The sequence below is a fragment of the Glaciimonas sp. CA11.2 genome (assembly GCF_034314045.1).
Taxonomy (GTDB): domain Bacteria; phylum Pseudomonadota; class Gammaproteobacteria; order Burkholderiales; family Burkholderiaceae_D; genus Glaciimonas.
In genome coordinates, this window is the sequence record NZ_JAVIWL010000001.1 from 2,412,737 (window position 1) to 2,429,165 (window position 16,429).

18 protein-coding genes are annotated in these 16,429 nt (G+C 48.6%); 12 read left to right on the forward strand and 6 right to left on the reverse strand.

What is annotated here, in order from left to right:
- Positions 1 to 102: 102 nt before the first annotated feature.
- The 7 genes from RGU75_RS10330 to RGU75_RS10360 all read left to right on the forward strand — a co-directional run bounded on the left by RGU75_RS10330 (position 103) and on the right by RGU75_RS10360 (position 5,370).
- On the forward strand, positions 103 to 558 hold the full coding sequence (locus RGU75_RS10330) for a DUF2244 domain-containing protein (protein WP_322235597.1): 456 nt from the start codon (positions 103 to 105) through the stop codon (positions 556 to 558).
- A gap of 32 nt (positions 559 to 590) precedes the next feature.
- Positions 591 to 1,760 (forward strand): cytochrome c oxidase subunit II, encoded by a 1,170-nt coding sequence (gene coxB / locus RGU75_RS10335; protein WP_322235599.1) that lies wholly within the window; start codon positions 591 to 593, stop codon positions 1,758 to 1,760.
- Between the two features lie 18 nt (positions 1,761 to 1,778).
- Entirely contained in the window at positions 1,779 to 3,395 is a 1,617-nt protein-coding gene (gene ctaD, locus RGU75_RS10340; RefSeq protein WP_322235601.1) for a cytochrome c oxidase subunit I, read from the forward strand.
- A gap of 34 nt (positions 3,396 to 3,429) precedes the next feature.
- The gene (locus RGU75_RS10345) at positions 3,430 to 3,537 is read left to right on the forward strand and encodes a cytochrome oxidase small assembly protein (RefSeq protein ID WP_322235603.1); all 108 of its coding nucleotides are present in this window, start codon (positions 3,430 to 3,432) and stop codon (positions 3,535 to 3,537) included.
- Positions 3,537 to 4,115 carry a cytochrome c oxidase assembly protein gene (locus RGU75_RS10350; RefSeq protein ID WP_322235605.1) on the forward strand — a complete coding sequence of 193 codons (579 nt, stop codon included), beginning with the start codon at positions 3,537 to 3,539 and terminating at the stop codon, positions 4,113 to 4,115. Before RGU75_RS10345 ends, RGU75_RS10350 begins: the two co-directional genes overlap by 1 nt.
- 127 nt (positions 4,116 to 4,242) lie before the next feature.
- Entirely contained in the window at positions 4,243 to 4,455 is a 213-nt protein-coding gene (locus tag RGU75_RS10355; protein ID WP_322235607.1) for a DUF2970 domain-containing protein, read from the forward strand.
- A 54-nt stretch (positions 4,456 to 4,509) separates the two neighbouring features.
- Positions 4,510 to 5,370, forward strand: coding sequence for a cytochrome c oxidase subunit 3 (locus RGU75_RS10360; protein WP_322235609.1), 861 nt, complete (start codon positions 4,510 to 4,512; stop codon positions 5,368 to 5,370).
- Positions 5,371 to 5,616: 246 nt separating this feature from the next.
- Here RGU75_RS10360 and RGU75_RS10365 read toward each other — a convergent pair whose 3' ends face one another.
- Complete coding sequence (locus RGU75_RS10365; RefSeq protein ID WP_322235611.1) at positions 5,617 to 5,817, reverse strand: twin transmembrane helix small protein; 201 nt, start codon at positions 5,815 to 5,817, stop codon at positions 5,617 to 5,619.
- A gap of 39 nt (positions 5,818 to 5,856) precedes the next feature.
- Between RGU75_RS10365 and RGU75_RS10370 the strand changes: the two genes are divergently transcribed.
- The 5 genes from RGU75_RS10370 to RGU75_RS10390 are packed head-to-tail and all read left to right on the forward strand — an operon-like array spanning position 5,857 to position 10,119.
- Positions 5,857 to 6,615 (forward strand): SURF1 family protein, encoded by a 759-nt coding sequence (locus RGU75_RS10370; protein ID WP_322235613.1) that lies wholly within the window; start codon positions 5,857 to 5,859, stop codon positions 6,613 to 6,615.
- The gene (locus RGU75_RS10375) at positions 6,581 to 7,243 is read left to right on the forward strand and encodes an SCO family protein (RefSeq protein ID WP_416186803.1); all 663 of its coding nucleotides are present in this window, start codon (positions 6,581 to 6,583) and stop codon (positions 7,241 to 7,243) included. Before RGU75_RS10370 ends, RGU75_RS10375 begins: the two co-directional genes overlap by 35 nt.
- A 26-nt stretch (positions 7,244 to 7,269) precedes the next feature.
- Positions 7,270 to 8,514, forward strand: a complete 1,245-nt coding sequence (locus RGU75_RS10380; protein ID WP_322240428.1) for a COX15/CtaA family protein — start codon at positions 7,270 to 7,272, stop codon at positions 8,512 to 8,514.
- A gap of 7 nt (positions 8,515 to 8,521) precedes the next feature.
- A complete protein-coding gene (cyoE, locus tag RGU75_RS10385) occupies positions 8,522 to 9,406 on the forward strand; it encodes a heme o synthase (RefSeq protein ID WP_322235615.1) in 885 nt (294 codons plus the stop codon).
- Between the two features lie 32 nt (positions 9,407 to 9,438).
- Complete coding sequence (locus tag RGU75_RS10390; RefSeq protein WP_416186804.1) at positions 9,439 to 10,119, forward strand: SCO family protein; 681 nt, start codon at positions 9,439 to 9,441, stop codon at positions 10,117 to 10,119.
- Positions 10,120 to 10,284: 165 nt separating this feature from the next.
- On the opposite strand, the gene rpoH is transcribed toward RGU75_RS10390, so the two are convergent.
- The 5 genes from rpoH to RGU75_RS10415 form a co-directional block, all read right to left on the reverse strand.
- Positions 10,285 to 11,184 carry an RNA polymerase sigma factor RpoH gene (gene rpoH, locus RGU75_RS10395; RefSeq protein ID WP_322235617.1) on the reverse strand — a complete coding sequence of 300 codons (900 nt, stop codon included), beginning with the start codon at positions 11,182 to 11,184 and terminating at the stop codon, positions 10,285 to 10,287.
- Between the two features lie 414 nt (positions 11,185 to 11,598).
- The gene (locus RGU75_RS10400; protein WP_322235619.1) at positions 11,599 to 12,027 is read right to left on the reverse strand and encodes a GTPase; all 429 of its coding nucleotides are present in this window, start codon (positions 12,025 to 12,027) and stop codon (positions 11,599 to 11,601) included.
- Positions 12,028 to 12,033: 6 nt separating this feature from the next.
- Positions 12,034 to 12,750 (reverse strand): response regulator, encoded by a 717-nt coding sequence (locus RGU75_RS10405; RefSeq protein WP_322235621.1) that lies wholly within the window; start codon positions 12,748 to 12,750, stop codon positions 12,034 to 12,036.
- A 499-nt stretch (positions 12,751 to 13,249) separates the two neighbouring features.
- Positions 13,250 to 15,580: a sensor histidine kinase gene (locus tag RGU75_RS10410; protein ID WP_322235623.1), complete on the reverse strand. Its 2,331-nt coding sequence runs from the start codon at positions 15,578 to 15,580 to the stop codon at positions 13,250 to 13,252.
- A gap of 1 nt (position 15,581) precedes the next feature.
- Positions 15,582 to 16,112 (reverse strand): DUF4390 domain-containing protein, encoded by a 531-nt coding sequence (locus RGU75_RS10415; RefSeq protein ID WP_322240432.1) that lies wholly within the window; start codon positions 16,110 to 16,112, stop codon positions 15,582 to 15,584.
- Positions 16,113 to 16,429 lie beyond the last annotated feature (317 nt).

Sequence of the window (16,429 nt, forward strand, 5' to 3'; positions counted from 1 at the left end):
TCCTTGCTTATTACTCCTTGATAACAAGGCCTATTACCCTTTATACTTCGAAGGTTTTAGGTTGTGCGCACCGGTAGGTCACATGCATTGAGGTATTCCACAATGATCCGGCGTGAATGGAATTTGAAGCGGAATTGCGCAATAGCACCGCGACAACTTGCAAGTTTTTACGCGAGCATGTGTGTCACGTCACTATTGGTGGCCACTGTGTGGACCGTGCGCGGCGCTTGGTTTGTGTTGGTGTTTGCAATGCTTGAAATGCTGGCTGTTGGCTTGGCATTTTTGGCTTACGCACGACATGCAACAGATCGCGAGCACATTACTATGCAGGACGATTGCCTAGTAGTGGAAGTAGTACAGGCACAAGAAGTTCGACAGTACAGACTGGCATTACGTTCAATCCGGATTGTGGGGAAATCTTCTCGTAGAGAATTGATTTGTCTGGAAGCGGACGGTGTCCGGGTTGAAGTAGGGCGGTTTTTGACGGAATGGAGGCGGCGTGAATTTGTGCGGGAGTTGCAGCAAAACCTCGAGCACAAAGGCGCGTCTGGTGGTTGATAGAATTATAATTTTGGGCTTTTGGGGTAATCATGAAATATGCGAAGCGCCTTATATCGTTGATGCTTGCTGCGCTTTCCATCACGGCACTGCCGTCTTGGGCAGTGAAAGACAGCGTTGGCGGTCCTGCGGTACTGCAAATGAATTTTCAGCCACCGGTGACGCAAATTGCGCAGCAGATTTACGATCTGCATACCTGGATGCTGATTATCTGTCTGGTAATCTTTGTTGCAGTTTTCAGTGTCATGTTCTATTCGATTCTGAAACATCGTAAATCACGCGGTCACAAGTCGGCCAGTTTTCATGAAAGCACAACGGTCGAAATCGCCTGGACCGTGGTTCCGTTCCTGATTGTTATCGGAATGGCGCTGCCAGCGACCAAAACGGTCGTGGCTATGAAAGATACTTCGAACGCCGATCTGACGATCAAGGCGACGGGTATGCAATGGAAGTGGGGCTACGATTACCTCAAAGGCGAGGGTGAAGGCATTTCTTTCTTGTCTAATCTGGCCACGCCACATGAGCAGGTTGTTGACTCAACAAAAGTAAAAAATGACAATTATTTGTTAGAGGTCGATAACGAAGTTGTCGTCCCGATCAATAAAAAAGTCCGCATCATCACGACTGCTAATGATGTAATCCACTCGTGGACCATTCCAGCATTTGGTGTGAAGCAAGATGCCATTCCTGGTTTTGTTCGCGACACTTGGTTCAAGGCCGAAAAAATCGGTACTTACCGCGGTCAGTGCGTTGAACTCTGCGGTAAAGACCATGGTTTTATGCCGATTGTTGTAAAAGTCGTCAGTGACGCCGATTACACCAAATGGGTTGATGGCAAGAAGAAAGAAATGGCTGCGCAAGCCGACGATCCTAATAAAGTCTGGACTATCGACGAGTTGAAAACACGCGGCGAAAAAATCTACACTGCCAATTGCGTTGCTTGTCATCAGGCGAGCGGTAAAGGTATCCCCGGAGCGTTCCCTGCATTGGACGGTGATCCAGTTGTGAATGGCCCGCGTGCAGAACAAATTAATGTATTGCTAAACGGTAAGATTAACGGCGCGATGCAGATGCCGGCGTGGAAAGCTGTGTTGTCGGATACCGAGATTGCCGCCGTAATTACGTATACCCGTAATACATGGTCCAACAAGGCTGCAGAAAACATTGTTCAACCGGCTGAAGTGCTGGCTGCGCGCAAGTAATTGAATTAGGAGATTGAGATGAGCACAACCGCAGTCGATCACGCACACGATCATTCTCACGATCATGACCACGATCACCACGATCACGCCCATGATGTACCGACGGGCTGGCGTCGCTGGTTGTTCGCGACGAATCATAAAGATATTGGTACCTTATATTTATGGTTCTCTTTCACGATGTTGCTTTCGGGCGGCGTTCTGGCAATGTTGATTCGTGCTGAATTATTTGAGCCAGGCTTACAGTTTTTTAAGCCAGAGTTCTTTAATCAGCTGACAACAATGCACGGCATCATCATGGTGTTCGGCGCGATCATGCCGGCTTTCGTGGGTTTTGCTAACTGGATGATTCCGCTGCAAATTGGCGCTTCAGACATGGCTTTTGCACGGATGAATAACTTTTCATTCTGGTTATTGCCACCAGCGGCGATTTTATTGCTGACATCATTTCTGGTGCCAGGCGGCGCGACTGCTGCGGGCTGGACTTTGTACGCACCACTATCGACCCAAATGGGCCCTGGGATGGACATGGCGATTTTTGCTATCCATATCATGGGTGCATCGTCGATCATGGGCTCAATTAACATCATCACTACCGTACTGAATATGCGTGCGCCGGGTATGACATTGATGAAGATGCCGATGTTCTGCTGGACCTGGTTGATCACTGCTTACTTGCTGATTGCCGTGATGCCAGTATTGGCCGGTGCCATCACCATGACATTGACCGATCGTCATTTCGGTACATCGTTCTTTAACGCGGCCGGCGGCGGCGATCCTGTGATGTACCAGCATATATTCTGGTTCTTTGGTCACCCAGAGGTCTACATCATGATTTTGCCTGCGTTTGGCATCATCTCGCAAATCATCCCTGCCTTCGCACGTAAGCAACTGTTTGGTTATGCATCAATGGTGTATGCAACCGCGTCAATCGCGATTCTGTCATTCATCGTTTGGGCGCATCACATGTTCACCACTGGTATGCCAGTGACTGCGCAATTGTTCTTCATGTACGCAACGTTGTTGATCGCGGTGCCGACTGGTGTGAAGATATTTAACTGGATCGCAACAATGTGGCGTGGTTCGATGACTTTCGAGACACCTATGTTGTTCGCAGTCGGTTTCATTTTTGTGTTCACCATGGGTGGCTTTACGGGGCTGATTCTGGCCGTGACGCCAATCGATATCCAGATGCAGGATACTTATTATGTCGTGGCGCATTTCCACTATGTTTTGGTGGCGGGTTCGTTGTTCGGTTTGTTTGGTGGTTACTACTATTGGAGCCCTAAGTGGACTGGTTTCATGTACAACGAAACACGCGGTAAGATTCACTTCTGGGCGTCTTTGATCACATTTAACGTTACGTTCTTCCCAATGCATTTCCTGGGTTTGGCGGGTATGCCACGTCGGATTGCAGATTATCCAGCGCAGTTCACCGACTTCAACATGCTTGCATCAGTCGGTGCATTCGGTTTCGGTCTGAGCCAGCTTTACTTCTTGTTCTTCGTTGTCATCCCATCGATCAAAGGTGGCGTAAAAGCCCCTGCGAAGCCTTGGGATGGCGCTGAAGGATTGGAGTGGACGATTCCAAGCCCAGCACCGTTTCATACCTTTGAAGTGCCACCGATTGTAAAATGATAGGAAAGGCAGATGAGAGTCTGCCAACTCACCCATGTCAGATAGAAAAAAACCAAACAACCTGCGTACCGCGCTGCTGTTAGCAGCCGTTGCGCTGGCGTTTTTTGTAGGCATATTTGTTAACCGGGTCTGGTTCACCTGATGGATGCACCAAAGCCAAATGGTGAAGGGCGTGCTTACGCGCTACAGTTAAATCGAAAAATGCTCGGCAAGCTTATTGTGATTGCCGTATTGATGTTTGGTTTCGGCTATGGACTTGTGCCAGTGTACAAATCCATTTGCTCATTGACCGGAGTCAATTTTTTGACTCCGCAAGATAGTACTGTCGTTGCACCGACGAATACGCAGATTGATAAGTCCAGAACGATTACGGTCGAGTTTGATGGAAATGCGCGCGGACCTTGGCGCTTCCGTCCTGCGGTGAGTAGCATGCAAGTGCATCCCGGTGAAATGACGCAAGTCATTTACGAAGTCGTTAATAAAGAAGCGCGGACGATGGATGCGCAGGCGATTCCCAGTTATGCACCGATGCAAGCAGAAGCATTCTTTAAGAAAGTGGAGTGTTTTTGCTTCACGCAACAGACGCTCGGACCAAATCAGGCCAAAGAATTTCCGGTCGTGTTTTATATTGATCCTAAGTTGCCTAAAGATGTGAAGTCGATTATGTTGTCTTACACATTTTTTGAGATCAGCAAACCAGTAGTGGCAAAGCCAGCTTAGCATCCTGACAAGACTGTCATCATGTTGCAAGACAGGATTAGATGGCGGCGATGCGCTGTTTGGCAGAAAGAGTGCAAATTTGTGGTCTGGCTGTTAAGGCGATAAAAAGCAGGTTAAAGGGTATTACATGTCAGAACTGAAGAAGGCAAGTCGCCGTAAAGTGTCATTTGGCGCAACCGTCAAAGCGGTATTGTGGGGATTCTTCGGTGTACGTAAAAAGAAAGATTACGAAAGCGACGCAGCGGGTTTAAACCCAATCCATGTAGTGATTGCCGGCGTTATCGGTGCAATCATTTTCATCGTAATATTGATTACGATTGTGAAGTTGGTCGTCGCTTAGTAAGCTCCAAAAATAAGCTCAAAAAATTATTTAAATGTGTATCGGGAGATGGAAATGAGTTCTCAACAAGGTAATGTGCCTTACTATTTTGTGCCTGGTCCATCCAAATGGCCTGTGTTAGCCGGTGTAGCGCTGCTGGTGACAATGTTAGGTGCGGCAGCCTGGGTCAATAGTGTTGCCTTCGCTCCGGAAGTGTGTGTTCTCGGTATATTGGGATTGCTAGTCGTTTTGTACAAATGGTTCGGCGACGCGATCCACGAATCTGAGGGCGGACTTTATAGCCCACGTATCGATACATCATTTCGGTGGAGTATGAGTTGGTTCATTTTCTCCGAGGTCATGTTTTTTGCTGCTTTCTTCGGCGCATTATTTTATGCACGTAGTATTTCCATGCCTTGGCTGGCAGATCTTGATCACAAAATATTGTGGCCCGATTTTGCTGCGCATTGGGGTAACACTGGCCCCGCTGGCACGATTGAAACATTCCGGACGATGGGGCCTTTCCCGATCCCAACCATTAACACTGCGTTGTTGTTGACATCTGGTGTGACTCTGACGATCTCTCATCATGCGCTACGCGCTGGTCATCGTGCCAAAACAGCTTTTTGGCTGGCGGCGACGATACTGCTTGGTGCTACTTTTATGTGTTTTCAGGCAGCTGAATACATGGAAGCGTACCAAGATTACAACCTCAGACTGACTTCCGGCATTTACGGTTCAACCTTCTTCTTACTGACTGGCTTTCACGGCTTCCATGTAACAATTGGCGCGATCATGTTGTCAGTCGTCTTGTACCGTGTGTTGAAGGGTCATTTCACACCGGATAACCATTTTGCGTTCGAAGGCGCCGCCTGGTATTGGCACTTTGTAGACGTTGTGTGGCTCGGTTTGTATGTTGTCGTGTATTGGCTGTAAGTTACTTACAAACAACCGTAGACATAAAGAAAGGCCGCACTTCGGTGCGGCTTTTTTACTGCCAGAAATTAAGTGGTAAATAGGTTAACTGTGTGCTTTGAAAACATCTGAATCGCTATGGTAGCTTCAGCATCCCGAGTCAGGCTGCTCCATCTACATGCTCGGCCCGGATACTGGATTGACGCACATGCATCATGGGCCAGTCGCACAAGTCAGCGCTACGCCGGATGGGCGTCCTGTCAGGCTCTAGCGGATGCCAGTTGGCTGGATATAACCAAGTTTGTAGGCTACCAATATCAGAATGAACAGGGTCACCGAGAAGCCTACGCGAAGCGCTAAAGCTTGTACGGTACGATTGCTTTTTCCTTTGTCACGCATCAGAAAAATGAGCGCGGACGCCAGACTAGCGATGATCAGAATGAAAGCGATGGCAACAATGATTTTCATGGAATGGCTTAAGGAATCAATAACTAAGGCGATATTGTAATGCGATTCAGTTTCAAATTCAGATTCCGTTTTAGGTTGATCCCGTTTGTGGCCACCGTGTTGCTGGTCGCGTTGGGTGTTTCGCTAGCGCAATGGCAGACGCGACGGGGTGATCAAAAACAAGCGATTGAAAATGCCATTAAACAGCGCGGCGCTGAGGCCCCGATTCGTCTTAGGGCTGCGAATGAGAGCGCTGATCAGCTAGAATACCGGCGCGTGACCGTCCGGGGTGAGTTTGCGCAGGAGTGGCCGATCTACCTGGATAATCGCAGTTATAAAGGTAAGCCCGGATTTTATGTGCTGATGCCTCTTAAAATCGAGAACTCAAAGGTACATGTTTTGGTCCAACGTGGTTGGTTACCACTCAATCCACAAAATCGGGCGATTCTATTACCGTACCCAACCCCAAGCGGTGTAGTCGAAGTGGGGGGTGTGGTGCGCAGTCGTGTTGGTCGGGTGTTGCAACTGGGTCAGCCGGCCACACTTAAGCCGGGCGCTATTGTACAAAATCTTGATATCGCTGCCTTGGCAACGGTAAGTAAATTTCAGTTGCAACCGCTTTTGATTGAACAGACAGGCAATAACCAAGATGGTCTTATTCGCGACTGGACCAGTCCATCGCTAGGTATTCAGATGCATCGCGGTTATGAATTCCAATGGTACGCGCTGGCCGTCATGGCCTTCCTCTTTTTTGTTGTAACAGGATGTAGACAGGGAATCAAAGATGCAAAAAGCTCCTCTGACCGTGAACATGAATAATCAGCCCGCAGAAAACCCGGTAAAACAGCCTTTGGCGCTTGATGGCAAAAAGGTGAAGCGGAATGGCCGCCTGAAAATGCTCCTCATAGTCGCTGTTTGTGCCGCGCCAATGATTGCTTCTTATTTCACCTACTATGTCATCAAGCCAGAGTCGCGTACCAACTATGGCGATCTGCTTGATCCGTCCCAATATGCAATTCCTGAGCTAGGGATTACGGAGCTCGATGGTACGCCAACAACGCTGGGTGCTTTTAAAGGCAAGTGGGTGATGCTGCAAATCGGCAGTGGTGATTGCCAGAAGAAATGTAAAGATACGTTGTTCGAACTGCGCCAGCTAAGATTGATGCAAGGCAAGGAGCGCGAGCGGATTGAGCGGGTGTTGTTGATTACCGATGACAAACCGTTGGATATGCCAGGCTTGCAACCTTTTGAAGGGACCCGGTTGTTGCGGGTTAAGCCGGATTTGTTAAAAGCCTGGTTGCCAACCGATGCAGGAACGACCGCGAGCGATCATATTTATCTGATCGATCCGCGCAGTAACCTGATGATGCGCTTTCCCAAGGACTCGGACCCTTATAAAGTGAAGGCCGATCTTTCTAAACTCCTGCGGGCTTCCGCGATCGGCTAATGTCAAATTTACTTCAGCTCGGTGCAATGGGGATACTGGTGGCGTTGTTGGCGCTCAGTGTCGTTTGGGCCTCCAAAGACACTAACAAATACCGCAAGCTTGTGTGGGTCACCCTGTTTTTGACATTTGACCTCATCATGTTCGGGGCATTTACGCGTCTGACGGATTCAGGCCTTGGTTGCCCCGATTGGCCCGGTTGTTATGGCCACTCCAATCCATTGTTGGCGCATGCGCATATCAGTGCAGCGCAAGAGGCAATGCCAACTGGTCCGGTGACGCTGATTAAGGCGTGGATTGAGATGACGCATCGGTACTTCGCGATGGGTGTGGGTGTCTTGATCATTGGATTAATGGCAGTGGCATGGATGCGTTGGCTGAAGCCAGTCGCAATCACAGCGTCCAGTGCATCCGATACGACGCTTAAACCTGCGCAAGGTGTAGCACCTAAAATCGTCCTTAAGATAGCATCCAATTCGGGCTCTGATACTGCTCAAGGCCGTGTTAAGTTACCTTCGGCGCAACGCGACCCCAAGTTTTCCCCTTGGTTTCCGACATTGTTATTTTTTGCAGTATGTTTGCAAGGCGCGTTCGGTGCCTGGACTGTGACGATGAAGTTGCAGCCGATTATTGTCACGACACATTTGTTGCTGGGCTTAACCTTATTAGCATTGCTAACGTGGCTGGCCGCACGACAAAATGATCACCGACCGGTTTCAGCGGCGGGACGTCAACTAGCCGTTCCGGCGTTGATTGGGATGCTGTTGTTGATTATGCAGATCGCGTTGGGTGGCTGGGTAAGTACTAACTACGCGGCATTGGCGTGTAATGATTTTCCACTTTGCCATGGGATGGTGATCCCGGACATGGACTTCGAGCATGGATTTACACTCTGGCGGCATTTAGGTAAAACCGCTGATGGTGAGTACTTGCCATTTCAGGCGTTGACCGCAATTCATTGGACGCATCGAATGTTTGCTTTCGTCGTGATCGCCTTTGTTGGTTGGCTTGCTTGCAAAGCGCGACGAGTCGACGGACTGCGCAAGACGGGTAATTGGCTGCTGATTATTATTGGAGTGCAACTACTGACAGGGCTGGCGACAATCTACTTTAATTGGCCGCTCGCCATTGCTGTTGCGCACAACGGTGGTGCGGCACTGATTCTGGTATTGCTGGTCATGTTAAACTATAAGACGAGACTTCCCGCCGCAAAGCAGTTCGTACCGGTGGTACAAGATAACCCAGCACAAGCTGACCGCATTACTTCAAATTAGTGACCGCATGACGACCATAACCGCACCTCGAAATCGCGTGGCCCAATATTGGGCATTGACCAAGCCCCGCGTGACCCAATTGGCAGTTTTTTGTGCCGTTATTGGTATGTTTCTAGCAACTCCTACACTTCCGGATTGGCAGCGTGTGGTGGCTGCGACGATTGGTATCTGGCTTTTTGCAGGGGCTGCTTTTGCTGTGAACTGTCTGGTTGAGCGCGAAATTGACTCACGCATGGCGCGTACTGCGCGGCGACCAATGGCGATGGGTGAGATCACTGTTCCCCAGACGTTAATCTTTTCTGGTGTCATCGGTGGAATTGGTAGCTGGGTTTTGTATACTTTTGTTAACGGTTTAACAATGTGGCTGACTTTAGCGACGTTTATCGGTTATGCCGTGATTTATACGATCATCCTCAAACCTGCGACACCCCAAAATATCGTTATCGGCGGCTTATCCGGCGCAATGCCGCCTGCCTTGGGTTGGGCAGCCATTGCAAATGACGTGCCGATGCAAGCCTGGATTCTGGTTTTGATTATCTTCGTCTGGACACCGCCGCATTTTTGGGCGTTGGCGATGTATCGCCGTGACGATTATGCTAAATCCGGATTGCCGATGTTGCCAATTACGCATGGATTGAAATTTACACAGTTTCATATCTGGCTTTACACCATCGCATTGGTTGCCACCACGATGCTGCCGTTTGCCGTCGGTATGAGCGGGTTGATTTATCTGGTGAGTGCAGCCATTCTGGGTGCTATTTTTCTATGGTACGCGTGGCAGATTTACAAACATTACACGGACTTGATTGCGCGCAAAACTTTTGCGTTTTCGATCATTTATTTGTCGCTGCTGTTTGCTGCTCTATTGGTTGACCATTACCTGAAATTTTGAGATGCACGGTGCGTCCGTTATTGAAAGTCTGAATGAAACGTTTCTTCTCAGTTTTAAGACCAATTGCCGCTTCTTGCATTGTTATTGCTATGGGCTTATCTGTGGCAGCATGCGGTGATAAGCCAGCAACCACTGGTAGTGCTGGCAGTGCTGGTATTTCTGGCGGCGGTAGTCAGGAAATGACATTGTCTCCACAAAACAGCAAATTCATTAACACGGATGTAACCGGCCTTGGTTATGCGCGCGATTTCGCTCTGACTGACCATAACGGAAAGCCACGCACGCTAGCTGACTTTAAGGGCAAAGTGGTCGTTGTTTTTTTTGGTTATACCCAATGTCCTGACGTCTGTCCTACGACGATGGCCGAGTTGTCGAGCGTGATGAAGGAGTTAGGGCCGCTGGCTGATAAAGTGCAAGTGTTGTTCGTGACGGTTGATCCTGAGCGCGATACGCAGGCGCTGCTAGCCCAATATGTTCCCGCTTTCGATCCACGCTTTCTCGGGCTGTATGGTGATTTGGCGGCGACTGAAAAAGTCGCTAAGGAATTCCGCGTTTTTTACCAAAAAGTACCAGGCAAGACGTCGGGTAGTTACACGATGGACCATACGGCGGGTAGTTACGTCTTTGACCCGGAAGGTCACATCCGCTTGTTTGTACGCAATGGCCAGGGACCAGATCCGATTGCGCATGATTTAAAAATGCTGCTGTCTTAATATTATTATTCTATAAATGTTAAGGGTGTAGGAATAAATATCCGAACTGGTATTTTGGTGATGCGTTTTAAATCATTGCTATAAACAAAAAGCGCCAGTCGGCGCTTTTTGTTTTTTTAGTGATTTAGTTAATTCAATTCAACTCAATCTTATTAATAAAATAAATTAAGAATAAGCCACTAAAGAACTTTTCATTTTCTTGAGTGCCACTGCTTCAATTTGACGAATGCGCTCGGCGGAAACACCGAATTCTTTTGCCAGTTCATGCAAGGTGGCACCAGAACCATCGTCATTCGCTAACCAGCGCGACTCCACAATGCGGCGTGAACGGTCATCCAATTTGCCTAAAGCAGACTCGAGACCCTCTGATTGCATACGGTCGTATTGTTGGGCTTCCAGCACTTTGGTCGGCTCTTGCATATCGGATGACAAATAGGCGATAGGTGCAAATTTATCATCGTCGTCATCGGTTGGCGCTTCCAAAGCGATGTCACGACCGGTTAGTCGGGTTTCCATCTCAATGACTTCTTCGCGTTTTACGTTAAGCGTTTTTGCCAAGTCGTCAACTTGCGTCGGTGTCATCGCGTCGAGACCGATTTTATGGCTACGCAGATTGAAAAAGAGCTTTCGTTGTGCTTTGGTTGTGGCAACCTTAACCAGCCGCCAGTTTTTCAAGATGTATTCATGCATCTCGGCCTTGATCCAGTGCATCGCGTAGGACACCAGACGCACACCTTGATCAGGATCAAAACGCTTGACGGCTTTCATCAATCCGATGTTGCCTTCCTGGATCAGATCGGCGTGCGGTAAGCCATATCCCAAATATCCACGTGCAATAGAAACAACTAAACGAAGATGAGACAGTACGAGCTTTTGCGCGGCAGCCAGATCGTTATTTTCACGTAATTTTTGAGCCAGCGAAATTTCTTCGTCGTGAGTCAACATAGGCAGGCGGTTAACAGCCGAAATATAGGCGTCGATATTGCCTAAAGTGCCCGAAAATCCAAGCGCTAAGGCGCCCGATTCGGCTGGGATTAACGCAGTCTGTACCGATGGATTTTTCATTGTTTCTCCTAGCTATCAGATGGAATTTTCTGCCAACAGGGTGTAAACCATACTGATTTGATCAGGTATTCTAGCACTCCCACTTGTAGAGTGCTAATCGATTTTATTAAATGGTGAGGATAGTTACTCACTATCAATAAAAGTTAATGATTTATACTTTTGAGCATGTTGGAGTGGCTTCATAGGGGGGAAGTTCGTCGCAACGATACTAAATAGTGTGACAGTGTGTAACGTGATTTTTTACGTAATAGATTGCGGATTAGATTCAAAACGGTACCAATAATCTTGGCGACGATGCCCCCGGTTTGGTGAAAGGCCTGGATAAGACCGCAAAGTGAGGGTGGTTGAGGATTAAGTCGACCGGGTAATGTCTGGAGAGTTTTCGATCGTGAGGGCTATTGGACGGATTGATATTTAAGTGGCGATATCGTCAGTCAGGGTGAGCCATTCGTCGTACGGGGAAGTGGAGAGCAAAGCGCGAATTTTATCGATGTGCGTGGCGTCCGCGATACTGATATAAAGCCGAGCAGGACGATCACGGAGCAAGCGATTCAGCGTTACCCGTAATGTAAGCAGGCCAATGCAACAAAGACAGCCAGGGGCGACACGTTTGATGTGAAGCGTGAAATGCGTTGGCTCCGGCGGTGATTTACCGTCTGGCAGGCCTTCGAGGATGACACCGATGATTCCTGGCATTTGCTGTAATGATGTTGCCTCGGTTTTGATCGACAACCAGACGGCACTTTCTCGTCTGGTTGCGGACGGGCCGGTTACCAGTGTAAGAAACGGTGGCAAAATCGATGACAGGATCGGTGGCACAAGGCATTGCGACGGAAGAGACAAATCGCTTTATCCGCCTTTTTTCGTTAATTTTCCCGGATCGACTCCCAATTGCTTGAGCTTTCGATACAAATGCGTGCGTTCAAGTCCAGTTTTTTCAGCCACGCGCGTCATGCTGCCACTTTCCCTAATTAAATGATACTCAAAGTAGGCGCGCTCGAATGCATCCCTTGCTTCACGCAATGGTAGACCAAACGAGGATGAAAACAGATTGTCTGACGTCAACATTGCCACGGGAAGTGGCGAGAGATGTGGCGTTTCCGCAGTCGACGCAGCACCAAAATTGTTGCCACTCACCAGATCAGGCATTTCATTGGAAATAACCGGTTGCGCAAACATGGTCGGCGCACGGGATGATTTAGGCCCTTGGGATAAGCCTTGTTGCACCGCTTTGAGCAGTTTCTGTAATGCAATTGGCTTTTCAAGAAAGTTTAAAGCGCCGATGCGCGTTGCTTCCACTGCAGTATCGATAGTGGCGTGACCCGACATCATGATGACTGGCATTGTCAGTAGCCCATCACGCTGCCATTCCTTAAGCAGGGTTACACCATCGGTGTCAGGCATCCAGATATCTAGCAGCACCAGATCAGGCACGCCATTTTGCCGAAATTCACGTGCTTGCTGCGCGTTTTCTGCGGTCGCGACAACATGCCCCTCATCTCCTAAAATTTCGGAGAGTAATTCTCGAATTCCCATTTCGTCATCAACGACCAGGATATTAGCCATGCGTTAGCTTTCCCATTTTCTGTTGCATTCAATCATAATTTTTAAGCCGGACATTCCGGTCAAATTTATGCGATTGCAGCACTATTTCTGTGCTTGTGTTTAATTGTTAAAAATTTGATTACACGCTTAAATTCTGACAAGGATCTTACTACGCAACCTTTAGGCTTGGTACGTGCGCCGCCCGACTTTTCTCATTTATCCCAGTTCAATTTGATTTCGGTATTCCTTCGTCGCAGTCTCCATACAGTCAGCAGCAACAGGATTGCACGTACGAAATGCTTTTTCTGGGCAGACTGGATGAAACCGACTCTTTAGAAACCGAAGTATCTGCTAAGCATGCCCACGCTTTTCAGTATCGCGCGGCGCTTGGGATCGTCCAGTATATTTTCACTGCGGCCGACGTTGCAGCATATCGCAGCTTCTATATCCAAGCATACATCCTATAACGCCGATGTCCTACTTTATAGAAAATCTGCCAAATAATAGGAAAGAGCGGACATCAAATAATTTTTTTGTCATCACCAGTGAATGTACTAGGTGCTAACTTTAACAGCAAAATTAATATTTTTGCGCCCTTTGTGTCACTGCGATTGCGTAAGTCGATCCGTCCACCATGTTCATCAACGATTTTTTTGACCATGGGCAAACCCAAACCGGTGCCGCGTGGCTTCGATGTGATGTAGGGTTCAAAGGCGCGTGCCAGAATTTTAGATGAGAAACCTGGGCCATTATCTGTGATGGAAAAACGCACAGCGGTACTCGGTTGACCGTCCGAACCCTGATAACTGATCCGTTCGGTTACTACGTCAATCCGTGGTGCCGCGACCTCTGCGGTGGGATCTGTCACGGCATCTTGCGCATTTTGTAGGAGATTGTGGATCACCTGGCGCAATTGCGTAGCATCACCCATGATATGCGGCAGGTTTGGTGTCAATGAAGCATGGATCATATCGCGCTCATCACCGGCGACATAAAGGTGCAAAATTTCGGCCACCAGAACGTTTAAATCGAGTGCGCTTAATACTGCCGGCGGTGTTTTTGCGTAATCGCGGAAGTCATCCACCATTCGTTTCATGGCAGCAACCTGATTCACAATTGTCGAGGTACTTTTCTTCAGAATTGCGGCATCCTGCGTCATCAGTTTATCCTCCAGCTTCATTTGGAGTCGTTCCGCAGATAGCTGAATCGGGGTCAACGGATTTTTAATTTCATGCGCCAGACGACGCGCAACCTCGCCCCACGCAATCGATCGTTGCGCTGAAATAACGTCTGAGATGTCATCAAACACCACAACGTATCCATCCCGATTTTCTACAGGAAGGCGCGAACCACGTGCCAGCAACGATATATCGTCACTGTCGATATTATCGATTCTGCGGGGGATTTCAATTTGTTGCTGCCAATGCAGTCGGCTCTCGCCGATTTTTCCTGCTGCAAACTGTGCATTTTGTTCTGAAAATGCCTTTGTAATAATTTCCGCGAAATGAGCTAAACCGTCAATGATATTCAGCGGCTGGCCAATATGTGGGCTCAGATCGTATTGCAAAATACGATGCACCGATTGATTACTGGTGACCAAATGAAAGTCCTCATCAAGCACCATGACGCCTGCTGACATGTTCGCCAATACCGACTCCAGATAGGCTTTGGCATTTTCCAGTTCGTTACGATTTTTTTCGACAGATGCCCGTGCATCCGATAATTGTCGGGTCATCATATTGAACGATTGGGTCAACGTACCGAGTTCATCGGAGGTGGCAATGATGGGGCGCGGTGATAGATTTCCCTCCGCCACAGCTTTGGTACCCTCGGCCAATAACAAGAGTGGTTTGGCAAGATCGCTGGCAATCAGGAATGCGCTAATGATGGCGCCAAAAATGGCGAGTAGCAGTGTCAGAGTGAGCGTTACGAGGTAAATTTTACGTAACCCGGAGCGAGCCAGAGAGCGCTCCTGATATTCACTTGACGCGGCCCGTAACGCCTCCGCATTGGTCGCTAAATAAGAAGGTACGGGCTGCGAGATTTGCAGGAAACGCGTTTCATTTTGTAGTGATAACGTTTTGATCGGTGCTGGAATTTCGACGATGACATGCAAACGCAAATTGTTATTTGCCTCGTTGATCGATGAGGCAGACAAATCGGTTGGATTAGTTTTTTTAGGCGTTCCTATGTCATCACTATTTTCTAACTCGCTTTCGATAGCTGAAAATCCACGGCTTTGTCGCGCCTGCCTTAACATGGCAGATGTCGGGAGAACCGGCGAAAGCGTTCCGAGACGTCCTCCCACCGAAGCAATCAGTTGTCCATTGCTGGCAAGAATTGATGCTTCGATATTTTGGTCGCGCAATCGCGTCAACTGGGAAACCTGGCCGGAACTTGTCTCTTCAGATAATTCAAGGGCGATGCCCTTGGATTTGGTAATCAGATCTGATAAAGATGAGTTGAGTGCTGCTCGTCCGAGGTTCAAGCCAGATTCCAATGCTGCCTCGACCCGAACGTCAAACCATGACTCGATTGAGCGTGACACGAATTGAACCGATACCAAATATATGATAACGCCGGGCAAGATGCCGATCACGGCAAAGAGCAAGACCAGTTTTGCCATCAACCGCGAGCCGAACTTGCCGCGTTTGTAACGACTATAGAGTCTTCCCAGCAGAAGGCAGACCAAGCCTAATAACGCCACTGCGACTAGCGCATTGAGGCCAAACAACCAAGAGTAGTATTTGTCGAAAAAAACGGAATTCTCTGATGCCGAAGCGAGCAGAAAGAGAAGAATGCTGATGATCGCGCCACCGACGATCAGTAAATAGCGGATTGCACGTGGCACGTTACTCTGCCTTGTAGTTGAAGGTCTTCCAGTCGGAAGAAAGACGCCAGTCGCTATTATTCAACGCGTTTACCTGGAATGGCTTTGGTAGTTGCGCCAGATCAAGTCCCATTCGGACGGCAACGCGGTAGATTTCGCCAACTTGTAGCGCGCCTTTGTCAGCGATTATCCAGCGACTGGGACGGCGGATCAAGGAGAGCGCGTCGTCTAGCGAGTCGAAGCTTTGCTGCAAACTGCCATTGATAGCGGCTTGATAGCGACGCGTCAGAACATTATAGGAAATGCGGATGGTTTGTGCGGCGTTGATCGCTTTTTCATCAAACCAATACCAGCGCGGCCGTGTTAATTCGACCTCCGTGGTGAAGTACAACGGAACGCCACGATTGATGGCGTCTTCTAGTCCGCGATTGAGTTCAAACGAAAATGCCGCAGAAAGGCGGTAACCATCATCACTGGTTTCAATCCGCGCCCTCGTCATGTCGGCGCCATCAGCCGCGTATGCCGTCACAGTGCCAAAGGACAGCGCCATCATGAAAGCGAATAGGAGCTTCAACAGCACGTTCTCAAGCAGCGACAGGCGCAAGAAATTCTGCGTAGTGCGGTGTTTGTCAACCGCATGTAGTGCAGTAACTTCCGATTGCTGAGAGCCGGACGCCTTCACATCGACCAGATTAGCATCGCTTGGGCGACGGTTTCGAAAGAGGTCTAATAGTTGTGCCAAAGGTCGCGTCACTGTTCTCGGGCCGGATCAAGTCCGGGAATAATGTGAGTAAATTAGAAAGATTGCATGCTTTCAAGCAGCGTCATTAATCTGTCATTAATGACGCTGCTTGCTCTAAATGATTTGTC

What these genes read in the sequence shown, in the direction of transcription:
- cyoE (WP_322235615.1), top strand. Translation starts at nt 8,522, where the DNA reads ATGACGACCATAACCGCACCTCGAAATCGCGTGGCCCAATATTGGGCA.
- RGU75_RS10380 (WP_322240428.1), top strand. Translation starts at nt 7,270, where the DNA reads ATGGGGATACTGGTGGCGTTGTTGGCGCTCAGTGTCGTTTGGGCCTCC.
- RGU75_RS10370 (WP_322235613.1), top strand. Translation starts at nt 5,857, where the DNA reads ATGCGATTCAGTTTCAAATTCAGATTCCGTTTTAGGTTGATCCCGTTT.
- RGU75_RS10390 (WP_416186804.1), top strand. Translation starts at nt 9,439, where the DNA reads ATGAAACGTTTCTTCTCAGTTTTAAGACCAATTGCCGCTTCTTGCATT.
- RGU75_RS10405 (WP_322235621.1), bottom strand. Translation starts at nt 12,750, where the DNA reads ATGGCTAATATCCTGGTCGTTGATGACGAAATGGGAATTCGAGAATTA.
- RGU75_RS10360 (WP_322235609.1), top strand. Translation starts at nt 4,510, where the DNA reads ATGAGTTCTCAACAAGGTAATGTGCCTTACTATTTTGTGCCTGGTCCA.
- ctaD (WP_322235601.1), top strand. Translation starts at nt 1,779, where the DNA reads ATGAGCACAACCGCAGTCGATCACGCACACGATCATTCTCACGATCAT.
- coxB (WP_322235599.1), top strand. Translation starts at nt 591, where the DNA reads ATGAAATATGCGAAGCGCCTTATATCGTTGATGCTTGCTGCGCTTTCC.
- RGU75_RS10350 (WP_322235605.1), top strand. Translation starts at nt 3,537, where the DNA reads ATGGATGCACCAAAGCCAAATGGTGAAGGGCGTGCTTACGCGCTACAG.
- RGU75_RS10365 (WP_322235611.1), bottom strand. Translation starts at nt 5,817, where the DNA reads ATGAAAATCATTGTTGCCATCGCTTTCATTCTGATCATCGCTAGTCTG.
- rpoH (WP_322235617.1), bottom strand. Translation starts at nt 11,184, where the DNA reads ATGAAAAATCCATCGGTACAGACTGCGTTAATCCCAGCCGAATCGGGC.
- RGU75_RS10415 (WP_322240432.1), bottom strand. Translation starts at nt 16,112, where the DNA reads ATGATGGCGCTGTCCTTTGGCACTGTGACGGCATACGCGGCTGATGGC.
- RGU75_RS10330 (WP_322235597.1), top strand. Translation starts at nt 103, where the DNA reads ATGATCCGGCGTGAATGGAATTTGAAGCGGAATTGCGCAATAGCACCG.
- RGU75_RS10355 (WP_322235607.1), top strand. Translation starts at nt 4,243, where the DNA reads ATGTCAGAACTGAAGAAGGCAAGTCGCCGTAAAGTGTCATTTGGCGCA.
- RGU75_RS10345 (WP_322235603.1), top strand. Translation starts at nt 3,430, where the DNA reads ATGTCAGATAGAAAAAAACCAAACAACCTGCGTACCGCGCTGCTGTTA.
- RGU75_RS10375 (WP_416186803.1), top strand. Translation starts at nt 6,581, where the DNA reads ATGCAAAAAGCTCCTCTGACCGTGAACATGAATAATCAGCCCGCAGAA.